Origin of the sequence: Bradyrhizobium rifense, from assembly GCF_008123425.1 — a bacterium.
GTDB classification, from domain to species: Bacteria; Pseudomonadota; Alphaproteobacteria; order Rhizobiales; family Xanthobacteraceae; genus Bradyrhizobium; species Bradyrhizobium rifense.
This window is the reverse complement of sequence record NZ_VSSS01000022.1, coordinates 18,990-32,515: the sequence shown is the minus strand read 5'-3', so window position 1 is coordinate 32,515 and position 13,526 is coordinate 18,990. Positions and strand designations below refer to the sequence as shown.

General features: G+C 64.5%; 15 protein-coding genes. 9 read left to right on the top strand and 6 right to left on the bottom strand.

The genetic code is table 11. The features are described 5' to 3' along the window. The first annotated feature begins 40 nt into the window (after positions 1-40). Positions 41-463, top strand: a complete 423-nt coding sequence (gene ndk, locus FXB40_RS12890; protein WP_045000301.1) for a nucleoside-diphosphate kinase — start codon at positions 41-43, stop codon at positions 461-463. Between the two features lie 39 nt (positions 464-502). Further along, on the top strand, positions 503-1,348 hold the full coding sequence (locus FXB40_RS12885) for a TerC family protein (protein WP_148772563.1): 846 nt from the start codon (positions 503-505) through the stop codon (positions 1,346-1,348). A 3-nt stretch (positions 1,349-1,351) separates the two neighbouring features. On the opposite strand, the gene ppx is transcribed toward FXB40_RS12885, so the two are convergent. The 4 genes from ppx to FXB40_RS12865 form a co-directional block, all read right to left on the bottom strand. Next, positions 1,352-2,854, bottom strand: coding sequence for an exopolyphosphatase (gene ppx / locus FXB40_RS12880; RefSeq protein WP_148772562.1), 1,503 nt, complete (start codon positions 2,852-2,854; stop codon positions 1,352-1,354). Positions 2,855-2,869: 15 nt separating this feature from the next. Beyond that, complete coding sequence (locus FXB40_RS12875) at positions 2,870-5,062, bottom strand: RNA degradosome polyphosphate kinase (RefSeq protein WP_187436855.1); 2,193 nt, start codon at positions 5,060-5,062, stop codon at positions 2,870-2,872. Positions 5,063-5,204: 142 nt separating this feature from the next. Then, the gene (locus tag FXB40_RS12870; protein WP_148772561.1) at positions 5,205-5,882 is read right to left on the bottom strand and encodes a P-loop NTPase family protein; all 678 of its coding nucleotides are present in this window, start codon (positions 5,880-5,882) and stop codon (positions 5,205-5,207) included. 93 nt (positions 5,883-5,975) lie between these two features. Beyond that, on the bottom strand, positions 5,976-6,518 hold the full coding sequence (locus tag FXB40_RS12865) for a CDP-alcohol phosphatidyltransferase family protein (RefSeq protein WP_148772560.1): 543 nt from the start codon (positions 6,516-6,518) through the stop codon (positions 5,976-5,978). Positions 6,519-6,672: 154 nt separating this feature from the next. Between FXB40_RS12865 and purM the strand changes: the two genes are divergently transcribed. After that, positions 6,673-7,746, top strand: coding sequence for a phosphoribosylformylglycinamidine cyclo-ligase (gene purM, locus FXB40_RS12860; RefSeq protein WP_148772559.1), 1,074 nt, complete (start codon positions 6,673-6,675; stop codon positions 7,744-7,746). Between the two features lie 14 nt (positions 7,747-7,760). Further along, positions 7,761-8,414 carry a phosphoribosylglycinamide formyltransferase gene (gene purN, locus FXB40_RS12855; RefSeq protein ID WP_187436854.1) on the top strand — a complete coding sequence of 218 codons (654 nt, stop codon included), beginning with the start codon at positions 7,761-7,763 and terminating at the stop codon, positions 8,412-8,414. Positions 8,415-8,506: 92 nt separating this feature from the next. On the opposite strand, the gene FXB40_RS12850 is transcribed toward purN, so the two are convergent. Next, the gene (locus tag FXB40_RS12850) at positions 8,507-8,713 is read right to left on the bottom strand and encodes a cold-shock protein (RefSeq protein ID WP_007591938.1); all 207 of its coding nucleotides are present in this window, start codon (positions 8,711-8,713) and stop codon (positions 8,507-8,509) included. 375 nt (positions 8,714-9,088) lie between these two features. Here FXB40_RS12850 and FXB40_RS12840 point away from each other — a divergent pair, with 375 nt between their 5' ends. Continuing rightward, positions 9,089-10,258: an autotransporter outer membrane beta-barrel domain-containing protein gene (locus tag FXB40_RS12840; RefSeq protein ID WP_148772558.1), complete on the top strand. Its 1,170-nt coding sequence runs from the start codon at positions 9,089-9,091 to the stop codon at positions 10,256-10,258. A gap of 92 nt (positions 10,259-10,350) precedes the next feature. Here the strand turns inward: FXB40_RS12840 and FXB40_RS12835 are convergent, their stop codons facing one another. After that, the gene (locus tag FXB40_RS12835) at positions 10,351-11,391 is read right to left on the bottom strand and encodes a LysR family transcriptional regulator (RefSeq protein ID WP_148772557.1); all 1,041 of its coding nucleotides are present in this window, start codon (positions 11,389-11,391) and stop codon (positions 10,351-10,353) included. A 71-nt stretch (positions 11,392-11,462) separates the two neighbouring features. Here FXB40_RS12835 and FXB40_RS12830 point away from each other — a divergent pair, with 71 nt between their 5' ends. Genes FXB40_RS12830 through FXB40_RS12815 form a run of 4 tightly spaced genes read left to right on the top strand, consistent with a single transcriptional unit; the run spans position 11,463 to position 13,478 of the window. Next, positions 11,463-12,080 carry a hypothetical protein gene (locus FXB40_RS12830; protein WP_187436849.1) on the top strand — a complete coding sequence of 206 codons (618 nt, stop codon included), beginning with the start codon at positions 11,463-11,465 and terminating at the stop codon, positions 12,078-12,080. Further along, positions 12,067-12,687, top strand: a complete 621-nt coding sequence (locus tag FXB40_RS12825) for a GNAT family N-acetyltransferase (protein WP_148772556.1) — start codon at positions 12,067-12,069, stop codon at positions 12,685-12,687. The genes FXB40_RS12830 and FXB40_RS12825 overlap by 14 nt, the downstream gene beginning before the upstream one ends. Before the next feature lie 25 nt (positions 12,688-12,712). Continuing rightward, positions 12,713-13,276, top strand: coding sequence for an isochorismatase family protein (locus FXB40_RS12820; protein WP_148772555.1), 564 nt, complete (start codon positions 12,713-12,715; stop codon positions 13,274-13,276). 22 nt (positions 13,277-13,298) lie between these two features. Then, complete coding sequence (locus FXB40_RS12815; RefSeq protein WP_148772554.1) at positions 13,299-13,478, top strand: hypothetical protein; 180 nt, start codon at positions 13,299-13,301, stop codon at positions 13,476-13,478. The last annotated feature ends 48 nt before the right edge of the window (positions 13,479-13,526 follow it).

The following is a 13,526-nucleotide window of genomic DNA, read 5'->3' as shown; positions in this document are numbered from 1 at the left end:
CGCAACTCCGAACCACCCTTTTCTCTTCAAGGACAAGATCATGGCCATCGAACGCACTTTCTCGATCATCAAGCCCGACGCGACCGCGCGTAACCTGACCGGCGCCGTGAACGCCGTGATCGAGAAGGCGGGCCTGCGCATCGTCGCGCAGAAGCGCATCCGCATGACCAAGGAACAGGCCGAGACGTTCTATGCCGTCCACAAGGCCCGCCCGTTCTTCGGCGAGCTCGTCGAGTTCATGACCTCGGGCCCGGTCGTGGTCCAGGTGCTGGAAGGCGAGGGTGCCGTTGCCAAGTACCGCGACGCGATGGGCGCGACCGATCCGTCGAAGGCGGCCGACGGCACCATCCGCAAGCTCTACGCAAAGTCGATCGGCGAGAACTCGGCTCACGGCTCGGACGCCACGGAGACCGCCGCGATCGAGATCGCGCAGTTCTTCTCGGGCAACGAGATCGTCGGCTAAAAGCCGACAAGTTAAGGCGATGGGGCGAAAGGACTGATTGTGAACTGGCTCTGGCAGATCTTCGATCCCGCCACGATCGGGGCATTCTTCACCCAGTTCCGCAATGAGATGGCCGAGCCGACCTTCTGGGTTGCGGTCGGCAAAATCATCTGGATCAACATCCTTTTGTCCGGCGACAACGCGCTGGTGATCGCGCTTGCCTGCCGCGGCCTGAAGCCGCGGCATCGGCTGTGGGGCATGGTGCTCGGCGCGGGCGCCGCGGTACTGCTGCGGATCATCTTCACCGGCATTGTCGTAAGCCTGATGGAGCTGCCGTACCTCAAGCTGGTCGGCGGTCTCGCGCTGATTGTGATCGCGGCAAAACTGCTGGTGCCGGAAAGCGAGGACGAGGACGGCGTCGAGTCGGCCTCGCATCTGTGGCAGGCGGTTCAGATCGTCGTCGTCGCCGACATCGTCATGAGTCTGGACAACGTCATTGCGGTCGCCGCTGCGGCCAATGGCAGCGTGCCGCTCCTGGTGCTCGGCCTTGCCATAAGCGTGCCCCTGATCGTCGCCGGCGCGGCGCTGATCATGGCACTGCTGTCGAAACTGCCGATCCTGGTCTGGGCCGGTGCGGCGCTGCTCGGCTGGATCGCGGGCGAGGTGATCGCGACCGATCCCGGCATCGCGCCGAAGCTGCACACGCTATCCGAAGGTCCGTTCGGCGCCTCGCTGGACAAGATGCTCGCCAATCTGCACATCCCGCCGCAATTCGCCCATGGCGGCGGTGGCGCCGAATATCTCTGCGCGGCGCTCGGCGTCGTCGTCGTGCTGCTGGTCGGCTCGATCTGGCGCCGGCGCAGGCTTAGCCACGCCGCGATCGAGCACGCAAAAGCCGCTGAATAAGCTCTAGCGTCGCACGATCGATCCGCTGCGTCCGATCAGGCGGGCGAGCTGCTTGAAGCGGCTGCCGACGCGGTCGGCGACGATGTCGCCGAGCCTGTGCTCAAACACCAGCATCAGATTGCGGCCCTGGCTACGGAAATGTGTGGCGGGGAGCACGCCCGGGCGCGCCGCCGAGATCAGATGTGCGACACGGAACGCTGCGCCGAGGAGACGGGCGCGTTCGAGCTGCGCCGGTGTCAGCAGTTCCTGCATGGTCAGCGGCGGCTGGTTTTCCTCGCTGAGACCCGCGTAGCGGTAGAATACCGACAGGCCGACAAAGGCGCGCTCGGTGTGCGTGATTGCACCGAAATTGCCGTTGACAACAAGACTCAGCGTTTGCTCGCCGCGATGGTCGGGATGCACGCGCCAGCCGATGTCGGAGAGCAGGCAGGCGGCGTGGCGAAGCCGGCGGTCCTCCTCGGTCTCGCGCAGCTTGACCACGCGCGCGAGGCGGTCGGTCCAGGCGATCAGCTCGCGGGCATGTTTGGCCGAGCGGGACAGCAGTTGGTTCAGCTCTTCTGCCGCGCAGATCAGCCCGTCCTTGTTGCGCTCGCTCTCCGACAGCTTCTCGTGCAGCAGGCCTTCGCGCACCCCGAAGGTCGAAAACACGATGGTCTTCGGCTTCGCCACCCGGATGATGTGCTCGAGCACCAGCGCGGCATAGGTGAGGAGAGGGCGCCGCGCATCCGCGACGATCTCGATGTCGGCGAGCATGTTGGCGGCTGCAAGGCGACGCAGACGACGCGAAAAGTCGAGCGCTTCGGCGGCCGAAATCGAATAGCCGTGCATCACCTGGAGCGGGTAGCCGCTCTGGATGATGTGGATGCGCGCAAGCGCGCGCCAGGTGCCGCCGACGGCGTAGAAGCTGCGGCCGCTGCCTGCCTTGAGCAGCGGCACCTCGTCGATTGCCTCACGCACGATGCGGTCGGCGCGCTTCAGCGATTTGTGCGCGAGGTCCTGTAGCGCGAGGCCGCCGAGCGGCAGCGTCACGCCGCTGCGCACGGTGTTCCTGCGCACGTCGATCAGCTCGAGCGAGCCGCCGCCGAGATCGCCGACGATGCCGTCGGGATGGTGAATGCCCGAGATCACGCCGAGCGCCGACAGTTTTGCTTCGCGCGGTCCTGACAGGATTTCGATCTTCACGGCGCAGATGCGCTCGGCTTTCGTGATGAAGTCGGGACCGTTGGACGCGTCGCGGCACGCAGCCGTCGCAATCGCAAACACGCGGCCGACCTGCATCACGCGGCACAGCGCGCGAAAACGCTTCAGCGAGGTCAGCGCCTTGTCGACGGCGTCGGGGGCGAGCAGACCCGTGCTCTGCACCTCGCGCCCGAGGCCGCACAGCGTCTTCTCGTTGAAGATCGGAATCAGGCTCCGTGTCAGCCCCTCGTAGACGACGAGACGAACCGAATTGGAGCCGATGTCGATGACCGCGACGCTAGCGCCACGCTTGCGCGGCCGTTTCACGGCAAGGATCTCCGGTCAGGACTGATGGCGTTCGTTTCGGCGCGTGAGACGGCGCGGCGAGGATTCCTTGAGCGACTTTCCACGGCCAGACAGACTCGGATTTGTCATGAAGTAGTTGTGCACGTTGAAAGGCTCCTCGCCTTTCGCGGTCTTCATACGCGTTGAGGACCCGTCCGGCAACAATTGCCAGCTCTGCTCATTGTCCTTCAAATTCGCGACCATGATCTGTTCGAGAACCTGCTGATGCACCGTGGGATTTTGCAGCGGGCACAGCACCTCGACACGGCGGTCGAGGTTGCGCGGCATCATATCGGCCGACGAGATATACACAGCCGCTTTCGCGCTCGGCAGGCCCTGGCCCATGCCGAAGCAGTAGATTCGGCCATGTTCCAGGAAGCGTCCGATGATCGATTTGACGCGGATGTTCTCCGACAGGCCGGGAATGCCGGGGCGTAGGCAGCAGATACCGCGGACCACGAGCTCGACCTGCACGCCCGCCTGCGACGCCTCATAGAGCGCGTCGATGATATCGGGGTCGACCAGCGCATTCATCTTCATCCAGACCGCGCCGGGCTTGCCGTGACGCGCGTGCTCGGTCTCGCCCTGGATGTGCTCGATGATGCGCTTGCGCAGGGTCAGCGGCGACACCGCCATCTTTTCCAGATCGCTCGGCGCCGCGTAGCCGGTGATGAAGTTGAACACGCGCGCGGCGTCGCGGCCGATGGTCGGTTCCGAGGTGAAGTAGGAGAGGTCCGTATAAATACGCGCGGTGACCGGGTGATAATTGCCGGTGCCGGTATGGACGTAAGTGGTGAGGCTGCCGCCTTCGCGGCGCACCACCATCGAGAGTTTTGCGTGGGTCTTCAGCTCGAGGAAGCCGTAGACCACCTGCACGCCGGCGCGTTCGAGGTCGCGCGCCCAGCGGATGTTGGCCTCTTCGTCGAAGCGCGCCTTCAATTCGATCAGCGCGGTGACGGATTTGCCGGCTTCGGCGGCTTCCACCAACGCGCGCACGATCGGCGAGTTGCTGGAGGTGCGGTAGAGTGTCTGCTTGATGGCAACGACGTCGGGGTCGCGCGTCGCCTGCTGCAGGAACTGCACCACCACGTCGAAGGATTCGTAGGGGTGATGGACGACGAGGTCCTTCTGCCGGATCGCGGCAAAGATGTCGCCGCCATGCTCGCGCACGCGCTCGGGATGGCGCGGCACGTAAGGGGTGAATTCGAGGTCGGGCCGGTCGAGCCGGGTCAGCTGCGAAAGCTCGTTCATGGCGAGCACGCCGTTGACCAGGAACACTTCGTCGTCGGCGGCCGACAGTGCGTGCTGCACGAAGCTGCGCAGCTGCTCCGGCATCTTGGCGTCGATCTCGAGCCGGATCACCGATCCGCGGCGGCGGCGTTTCAGCGCAGTCTCGAACAGGCGGACGAGGTCTTCGGCCTCTTCCTCGATTTCGAGCTCGGAGTCGCGGATGATGCGGAAGGCGCCCTGGCCGTGGAGGCTGTAGCCGGGGAACAGGCGGTTGATGAAAAGACCGGTCACCTGCTCCAGCGAGATCAGGCGCACGGCTTTGCCCTCGGTCGGCAGACGGATGAACCGGTCGATCTTGCCGGGCATGCGGATCAGCGCGTTCATCGGCTTGCCGTCGGCCTCGCGCGTGAGCTGGAGCGCGATGGTGAAGCCGAGGCTCGGGATGAACGGGAAGGGGTGGGCCGGATCGATCGCCAGCGGCGTCAGCAGCGGGAATACGTTGTTGAGGAAATAATCCTCCAGCCAGGTACGCTCCGCCTTGGTGACCTCCTTGCCGTCGACCAGCACGATGCCGACCTCGGCGAGCGTGCCACGCAAAGCGGCCCAGATCGCCTGCTGGTCGGAGGCGAGCTGCGAGACGGTGCGGTTGATCAGCACGAGTTGCTCGGACGGCGTCAGGCCATCGGGGGCACGCTCGGCGATGCCCTCGCGGACCTGCGCCTTGATGCCGGCGACGCGGACCATGAAGAACTCGTCGAGGTTATTTGCGGAAATCGACAGGAATCGCACCCGCTCCAGCACGGGGTGGTTGGCGTTGACCGATTCCTCCAGGACACGGCGGTTGAAATGCAGCCAGGAGAGCTCGCGATTGATGAATCGCTCGGGGCTCGAGGCGATCGCCGGCAGGCCCTCGGCTTCCGTGGCTTTCTCTTTCGTTTCAATAGCTTGCACGGAATCCATGAGAAGTCGGTCCATCCAGTTCGCCCCAATTTGCGACTTATGCGCAAAACCGCCCGGAGCATGTGTTAGTGCGATGACGTTTCGATGACATTGATGTTCCGCGCGCCCGCCGCGTCAAGCGGGCGCGAAGGGACCTTGGCGGTCAGGCATCCCGGAGCAGCTCGGCAGCGAGCGCCCGGGTGACGGGGCGACCGAGCCGCAGCGCCTCGCCGTCGAGCAGTTCGACGGCGCGCCGGGCGGCGGCCGACGACCGCTCCAGCCGGGTCGCGAGGTAGCTCACCACGCTTTCGTCCACGGAAAGCTGGCGGTCGGCGCAGAACTTGACGATCAGGCCGCGGAACAGCTGGTCGTCCGGCGGCGCCAGCGAAATCACGGGAATCGTCCGCAGCCGGGAGCGGAGGTCGCGGAGCTCGGCCTCGATCGCCGCCGGTGCCTCGCGCCCGGTGAACAGCACATAGGCGCCATCCTCGCGGGCGAGGTTCATCAGATGGAAGAGGGCACGCTCGTCAAAATCCCCGGCCTTAATGTCCTCGACCACCAGCGCGCCGGTCGCGAGCGCGCCGGGGACGCTGGCTGCGGTCAGCGCATTGGCCGTGGTCGAGCGTGCGCCGGCCTCCTCGGCCCAGATCGCGGCGAGGTGGCTCTTGCCTGAGCCTTCGGGGCCGGCGAGCCACATGGCCCGGTTCGGCCATTCCGGCCAGCCGTCGATCAGAGCGAGACCGGCGGCATTGGCAGGGCCCTCGAGGAAATTGTCCCGGCTGAGGCTCTCCGCGTGCGGAAGCGAAAATGCCAATTGTCGGGGATGAACGCGGCCTGCCACGCTTGCTTTGCTCCGTGCCGGCGCGCCGGCTGTGTTTGAAGAGGATAGACCTATTCGATCGGGAGTTGGCCTTTTGCAGGGCCGCACCCGAACTCATTTGGCGTCGATCGTACTCATGTGCCGCAGCCACTCGACGAGATAGAGCGACACCGAGGACAGCGTGAACACCGTAACGAAGCCCATCAGGATTATATCATACGGTCCCGGCTTGAAGCCGAAGGCGAGCGAGGCCAGCACCAGCGCTGCATAGGCCACCTGGGCCGTCGTGTTGAGCTTGGAGACCATCGACGGCTTCATCTCGACCGGCTTGTCGAACAGCCAGGACACGATCACCGCCGTGACGATCATGATGTCGCGTGACACCACGAGGATCACGATCCAGCGCGGAATGTCGCCCCAGATGCCGAGCGCGAGGTAGATCGACACCAGTAGCGCCTTGTCGGCCAGGGGGTCGAGCAGCGCGCCGAGCTCGCTGGTCATGTTGAAGCGCTTGGCCAGGAAGCCGTCGACGGCGTCGCTGATGCCGGCGACCAGGAAGACGGCAAACGCCACCTCCATTTGGCTCGACACGATGGCCCAGACGATGATCGGGACCAGCATGATGCGGCCCAGGGTAATGATGTTCGGAATACTCACGCGGCGCTTCCCGGCACCCGGCCTGACCTCGAATTCCGGCCCCTTGGGGGCTGAACCGGTTGATATCTACATAGTATAGGGCGGGGCGCCACGCTTGCCATTGCGCGTCCCCGGAATTCGACGTAACCAGCCGCAAACCCACTGGAAATCGGGCATGACCGACCGCAAAAACGGCCTCACTTACGCCGATTCAGGCGTCGATATCGACGCGGGCAACCGCCTGGTCGACCTGATCAAGCCATTGGTGCGCGCCACCGCACGGCCGGGCGCTGACGCCGAGATCGGCGGATTCGGTGGCCTGTTCGACCTCAAGGCGGCCGGCTTCAAGGACCCCATCCTGGTCGCGGCCACCGACGGCGTCGGCACCAAGGTCAAGATCGCGATCGAGACCGGCCTGCATGGCGGGATCGGCATCGACCTCGTCGCCATGAGCGTCAACGACCTCGTGGTGCAGGGCGCCGAACCGCTGTTCTTCCTCGACTATTTCGCCTGCGGCAAGCTCGACCCGGAGGCCACGGCCTCGATCGTCGCCGGCGTCGCCGAAGGCTGCCGCGAGTCCGGCTGCGCCCTGATCGGGGGCGAGACCGCTGAGATGCCCGGCCTCTACAAGGACGGCGACTATGATCTCGGCGGTTTTGCCGTCGGCGCCGCCGAGCGGGGCACGCTGTTGCCGCGCAAGGATATCGCCGTAGGTGATGCCGTGATTGGCCTCGCCTCATCGGGCGTGCACTCCAACGGCTTCTCGCTGGTGCGCAAGATCGTGGAACAGTCCGGCCTCGGCTTCGAGGCGCAGGCGCCGTTCGCGCCCGTGATGACGCTCGGCGGCGCGCTGCTGACGCCGACGCGGCTCTACGTCAAATCCTGCCTGCGCGCGATCCGCGAAACGGCCGCGGTGAAGGGCCTCGCCCACATCACCGGTGGCGGCTTCACCGACAACATCCCGCGCGTGCTGCCGAACCATCTCGGCGTCGGCATCGATCTGGCGCGCCTGCCGGTGCTGCCGGTGTTCAAATGGCTGGCGGCGCAAGCCGGCATCGCCGAGCTCGAAATGCTCAGGACCTTCAACTGCGGCATCGGCATGATCGCGATCGTCGAGCCTGAGAAGGTCGACGAGGTCGTGCGGGTCTTCACCGATGCCGGCGAGACCGTGGCGCAGCTCGGCAGCGTGATCCCGGCCGAGGGCGAGCACCGCGTCGTCTATAACGGCCATCTCGACATGGCATTGTGATGACTGGCGCTGTGATGAAGCGCCGCGTCGCCATCCTGATCTCCGGCCGCGGCTCCAACATGTCCGCGCTGATCAAGGCAGCGGCTGCTGCGGATTTCCCGGCGGAGATTTCGCTCGTCATCTCCAACAAGGCCGATGCGCTCGGCCTCGAACGGGCCAAGGCGGCCGGCGTGAAAACGCAGGTGATCGAGAGCAAGCCGTTCGGCAAGGACCGCGCCGGTTTCGAGGCGGTGCTGCAGGCCGCGCTCGACCAGCACGGCATCGAGCTGATTTGCCTCGGCGGCTTCATGCGCCTGTTCACCGCCGAATTCGCCAGGGCCTGGTACGGACGGATGCTCAACATCCATCCCTCCCTGCTGCCGTCCTTCCCCGGCCTCGACCCGCATGGCCAGGCCTTGCGCGCCGGCGTCAAACTGTCTGGCGCGACGGTGCACTTCGTGATCCCCGAGACCGACGCCGGTCCGATCGTGATGCAGGGCGCGGTTCCCGTCAGCGATCACGACACGGCGCAGACGCTGTCGGAGCGCATCCTCGAAGTCGAGCATCGCATCTATCCCGCAGCGCTGAGCCTGCTTGCGACCGGCAAGGTCAAGATCGAGGGCGATGTCTGCAGGACGGCGGGCAGTTCGGCGTCGGAAAATTTTCTCGTCGCGCCGGTGGCGAGCTGAAGCGCGGCCGCGTTTCGGTGGCCCTCAAACAAAATCCCCCGGCAGAGCCGGGGGCAACGTCATGATCTCTCGCGCTTTGGCTTTGAGAGAAATCAGGAGACCTTGAGGTTCTCCGCAGATGCTTTGCCGCGGTTCTCCACGAGGTCGTATTCAACCACCTGGTTTTCATTGAGGGTGGAGAGTCCGGCGCGCTCGACGGCGGAGATGTGGACGAACACGTCCTTATCGCTGCCGTTCGGCTTGATGAACCCATAGCCCTTGGTCGGGTTGAACCATTTGACGGTGCCCTTTTGTGGCATCGTTAGTCTCCTCCGCTAGATACAAAAAGGACGCGGCCGCTTTTCGCGTGCCACGTCACAAACGGGCTTCCGGAAGTCTGTTCGAGTCTTGAGTCTGTCGCGAAACGCACAGCCGAGCGGCCAATTCCGATTGTGTGCGGTATTCCAACACGAAAACCGCGCGCTAGCAAGCCGCGCGCGAATTTCAAGACCGCACCGCGGATGTCCCACGCGCTAATTTCGACCTGTGGCCGCGGAAGCACAATCAGGGGCAATCGCCCCGGCCAAGGCGTAGCAACCGGTTGACCCTCCGTGGCACTTCAGCACAAATCGCCGCATGCGCTTCAGCTCGTGTTGCATTTTTGCGCGCCGTCATTCGCTTCAGGATTTGTCATCATGAGCTGCCCCTCGCAGCCCTCCGGAACACGGCAGACGATCGGGCTGGACCGCGTCCGCCGGGTCGCGGCCGCGATTGCGATGGCCTTGGCATTCGTCGTGATGATGTCGGCGGCGACGCCGGCTTTTGCGCAGAGCCCGACGCCTACTCCGACGCCAACACCAACGCCAACGCCCACGCCGTCTCCGACCCCGATCCCGGTCCCGACGTCGATCAATTACGACCAGTCCGCCGGCAATGCCACGCTCAATCTTGGTTCGGGATTTCTGGAGCGGCTCGGCAACCAGGCGTCGAACGGTTTCAACCGGACGTCACGCACCAATTCTGGCGGTGGCGGAGCCTCGCTGAGCACGGAGGATCCGCGTTACCGCACCTGGTATGAGGGCTACGGCGTTTCGGTCCGGACCGATCCGCAGGGCGATTTCGTCGGCGACAAGCGCAAGACGTTCGGCGGCGTCGCCGGGTTCGGTGCGCGGGTGGCGCCGGGCGTCAATCTCGGCTTCTCCGTCGACCAGAGCCATACCGACATCGATGTGCCGCTCGCGCTGCAGTCGGCGACGCTCGACCTGACCCAGATCGGCTTCAACGGCTCCGTCGACAAGGGACCGTGGACCTGGGCCTTTGCGGTGGTGCACGGTTTCGGCAAGGTCCATTCCAGCCGCGACACCGGCTTTGGCCTGGCGACGGCGGGCTATCGCGCCGCGGTCGACGGCGCGCTGACCGAGATCAGCTATTACTGGACCAAGGACCAGATGCGCGTCGTGCCCAAGGGCGCGCTCGAATATGTGCGGGCCACCGGCGCGGCGTTCCAGGAGGCGGGCGGACTCGATCCGCTCAACGTCGGCTCGAGCGCGATCGCGCGCGCGCGCGTCATGATCGGCGCCGAGATCGGGCGCTACTTCATCTTCGACCAGAAGATCCTGGACCTCTCGGCCTACGGCAAGTTCGTCGACAATTTCTATCAGGATCTGGGCGCGGTCCAGGTCAGCCTCGGCACCCAGAACATCATCGTCCCCGGCATCGGCGAGAGCCGATACGGCATGGACGCCGGCGCCTCGGCATCACTCAGCCTGACCAACACCGCGCGGCTCTACGTCAACTACGACGGCAAGTTCCGCAACGAGCTGACGTCGCACCAGGGCACGATCGGCTTCGAATATCGGTGGTGACAAGCATGATCCGGAAAAGTGTGCAGCGGTTTTCCCTCGCGACAAATGCGGAACGCGTTTGCGCGGAGATCATGCTCAAATAATTGCTTCGCTTATTTCGGCGTCGCTGCAACGTATCCGGACAATCCAAAGCCTTCGCGCGCGGCCGTCATCATCGGCACCAGCGCGTTCGGATGGATGAACTCGTCGCGGAAGCAGGGATGGGTCTTGGGGTCGAAGATCCGCTTCAGCCAGTCGACCACGATCTTGTGCCGCTCGGAGCCGCGGAACTCCTTGTGATAGGTCAGCCAGAGATCGGCGTGGTGGCTGACGCCGAGGTCGACGGCGACGAGCGGTGCACCGAGCGCGATCGACACCGTCGGCAGGAAGCCGATGCCGGCGCCGCGTTCGACTGCGTAGAGCACGCCGACGGACGAATTGGTCTTGATCCCGACGATGCCTTCCAGCGATTTTAACCCGAGCACGCGGGCATAGGCGCCGTCGTCGACCTGCGGCGCGCTCTGCTTGATGATGCGGTGGCTCGGCAAGTCGGCGAGCGTCGCCGGCACGCCGTAGAGGTCCGCATAGTCCCTGGAGACGAAGGGATAGATGTGCAGCCGGCCGAGCTTGGCGACGATGAGATCGGGATTGGTCGGCGGCTCGAGCTGGATCGCAATGTCCGACTCCAGCCGCGCGACGTCGGCCTGCTCCATCGCACAACGCAGGTCGACGGTGATCTTGCGGTAGGTCTTCTGGAAATCGATCAGCCGCGGCAGGATCCAGAAATTGCCGGGGCCCTCCGTCACCGCGACGCGCACCGTGCCCGACGTGTCGTTGTGGGATCGCGAGGCGCGGCGGAAGACGTTGAAGGCGTGACGCTCCATATGCGCGACGTCGGCGATCATCGCGGTGCCTTCGTCGCTGAGCGTGAGCCCGCTCTGGTCGCGCAGGAATAGCTTGCAGCCGATGCTCTCTTCGAGCCGGTCGATCCGGCGCATCAATGTGGTGGAGGTGAGCCCGAGCTCTTCGGCCGCATTACGGAAACTTTTAAATTTCGCGCAGGCTAAAAATAGCTTCAAATCGTCCCAAGACGCATTTAGCGCTTCTTCATGGTGCTGCATCAATGCAGCACCCCGGTGCAATAGTTGCTGCATACTCCTGATCTCCACCCGCTAAGCTTCTCCTCATAGCGGCGTACAAAACCCCCGAACGATAGAGGGACGACATGAGTATGGAAAGGGGCTCGTTTGCCGCAAGGCATGATTTCGACGCCTTGCCGCTGAGCGACGAGGTGGAGGTCCGTTGCGCGCAATTCGGGGAAATCGCCGCGCTCTCGGAAATGGCGCACCGCCTGGTGCCGGGCGTGCAGATCGGGGCGATGGAGCTTGCGAAGTATTTCGCCTTCGATCCCGAGAGCATCCTGACGTTCAGTCGGAACGGCCATCTGCTCGGCGGCATGGCCTTCCTGTTTCTCAACGACCGCGGGCATGATGCATTGCTGCTCGACGATATCGGTCTGACGGCGCCCGAGACGCAATACCTCGCTTCCCCGAATGAGGGTGTTTCGGCGATCTACATCTGGGCGATTGCGACGACCGGCCGCGGCATCGCCGGTCTCGGCAAGGCCGCGGCTCATCTCCGGCAGATAAGGTTTCGCGGCGCGGATTGCTATGCGCAGCCGTCAACCGTGGCCGGACGTGAAATCATGAAGGCGACGGGCTTCGCGCCTATTTCGAGCTTCCAGCCCGACCTCTGGTGTTACGAGCGCCCCTGGCACCGGCAGCCGATGCTCATGCCGGGCGCGATCATCCAAGCAAGGAGTTTTTCAGATGCACGGCACTAGGATTCCTCTCGCCAAGCCTGACTCCCGCGCCATCACCATTCGCCTTGCGCGCGATCCGAACGACCTCATGCTGGTCACGGCCATTCGCTCCGCGGTCTATCTCGCCGAGCAGGATTGTCCGTTCGATGAGGAGTTCGACGGCAACGACATGGTCGCCGCACATTTCATCGGCTACATCGGCAATGAGCCGGCCGGCTGTTTGCGGGTGCGCTTCTTCGGCGACTTCGCCAAGGTCGAGCGGCTTGCGGTGCGTCACCAATATCGGCGCTCGCGCATCGCGTTCAAGCTGGTGCAGGCCAGCGTCGATTATGTGAAGCGCAAGGGGTTCCGCAAGATCTATGGTCAGGCGCAGGACCGGCTGGTCGATTTCTGGGCTCATTTCGGCGCCAAGCCGCTCGGCCACAATCGCAAGATCACCTTCTCGGATTTCTCCTACACGGAAATGCTGCTGGAGATCGAGCCAGGACCGGACGCCATCACGCTGGACAGCGATCCCTACGTGATCATCCGCCCCGAGGGCGACTGGGACCGTCCGGGCGTGCTCGATGCCTCGGCGGGGCGGGCGGTGACGTCGCCGCTGCGGGACCTCGCACTCGCCGACCGCTGAAACTGGTGCAGCTCTACGCAAAACGATGCCGGCCTCCATCCCCGACGATCCGCTGGTCCTGGTCTGCGCGGATCTCCAGGTTGAATATCTGACCCCCAGGCGTCGCCACGTTATTCTCGATGGCGACGCCGCCACTTTGCACTGCCTTGAATTGTTGACGCTGTGGCGCCACAACCTCTGGCCGGTGATGCATTTGAAGCGCATCGCGCAGGCGACGTGGTTCAATCCGTCATCCAGGCTGACCGATTGGATCGCGGAGACGAGGCCGCGTCCGGGCGAGATGACGTTCGAGCACCCATTGCCGTCGGCCTACAGCTCGTCGCGTTTCGTGGATTACATGTCCAGCATCCGCAATGTGCGCTGCGTGGTCACAGGCTTTTCCCTCGACGAGACCATCCTGGCCACCGTGGTCGAAGGATTCCACCGCAGCCACCGCTATCAGGTGGTCGTCGATGCCGTGGCCTGCCGGCAGCCGGGAACAAGCGAGGCGGCCGCCTACAGGCAGTCGGTGGTGAATGTCATCGCCAACTTTGCTACACTCCAGTCCAGCGCCGAACTGATCAGAACCAGCGGCGCCGTCGCAGTCTGAGAAAGACGCGATCGGCGGATGGATGGGTGGGACATTGTCTCGGGAGGACGAGCTCAAGGAGCTGGCCAGCGACCTGTCGCGTGCCGTCGAGACGGCGCGCCGGGTAGGATTGTCCACGACCGTCTATCTGCTGTCGATGGCGCTGGTCGAGGTGCGGGAAGCCGCGGCCGACAACGCGGGAAATGACGACGGCGCGGCCTGAGCGCTGTCTTGTGTGCGGCTTTGTGCATCGCTGCTGAGCGCTTGCTGC

Coding starts and splice junctions, on each gene's coding strand:
- purM (WP_148772559.1), top strand. CDS start 6,673: ATGACCGACCGCAAAAACGGCCTCACTTACGCCGATTCAGGCGTCGAT.
- FXB40_RS12825 (WP_148772556.1), top strand. CDS start 12,067: ATGCACGGCACTAGGATTCCTCTCGCCAAGCCTGACTCCCGCGCCATC.
- FXB40_RS12850 (WP_007591938.1), bottom strand. CDS start 8,713: ATGCCACAAAAGGGCACCGTCAAATGGTTCAACCCGACCAAGGGCTAT.
- FXB40_RS12835 (WP_148772557.1), bottom strand. CDS start 11,391: ATGCAGCAACTATTGCACCGGGGTGCTGCATTGATGCAGCACCATGAA.
- ndk (WP_045000301.1), top strand. CDS start 41: ATGGCCATCGAACGCACTTTCTCGATCATCAAGCCCGACGCGACCGCG.
- purN (WP_187436854.1), top strand. CDS start 7,761: ATGAAGCGCCGCGTCGCCATCCTGATCTCCGGCCGCGGCTCCAACATG.
- FXB40_RS12840 (WP_148772558.1), top strand. CDS start 9,089: ATGAGCTGCCCCTCGCAGCCCTCCGGAACACGGCAGACGATCGGGCTG.
- FXB40_RS12830 (WP_187436849.1), top strand. CDS start 11,463: ATGAGTATGGAAAGGGGCTCGTTTGCCGCAAGGCATGATTTCGACGCC.
- FXB40_RS12815 (WP_148772554.1), top strand. CDS start 13,299: ATGGGTGGGACATTGTCTCGGGAGGACGAGCTCAAGGAGCTGGCCAGC.
- FXB40_RS12820 (WP_148772555.1), top strand. CDS start 12,713: ATGCCGGCCTCCATCCCCGACGATCCGCTGGTCCTGGTCTGCGCGGAT.
- FXB40_RS12875 (WP_187436855.1), bottom strand. CDS start 5,062: ATGGATTCCGTGCAAGCTATTGAAACGAAAGAGAAAGCCACGGAAGCC.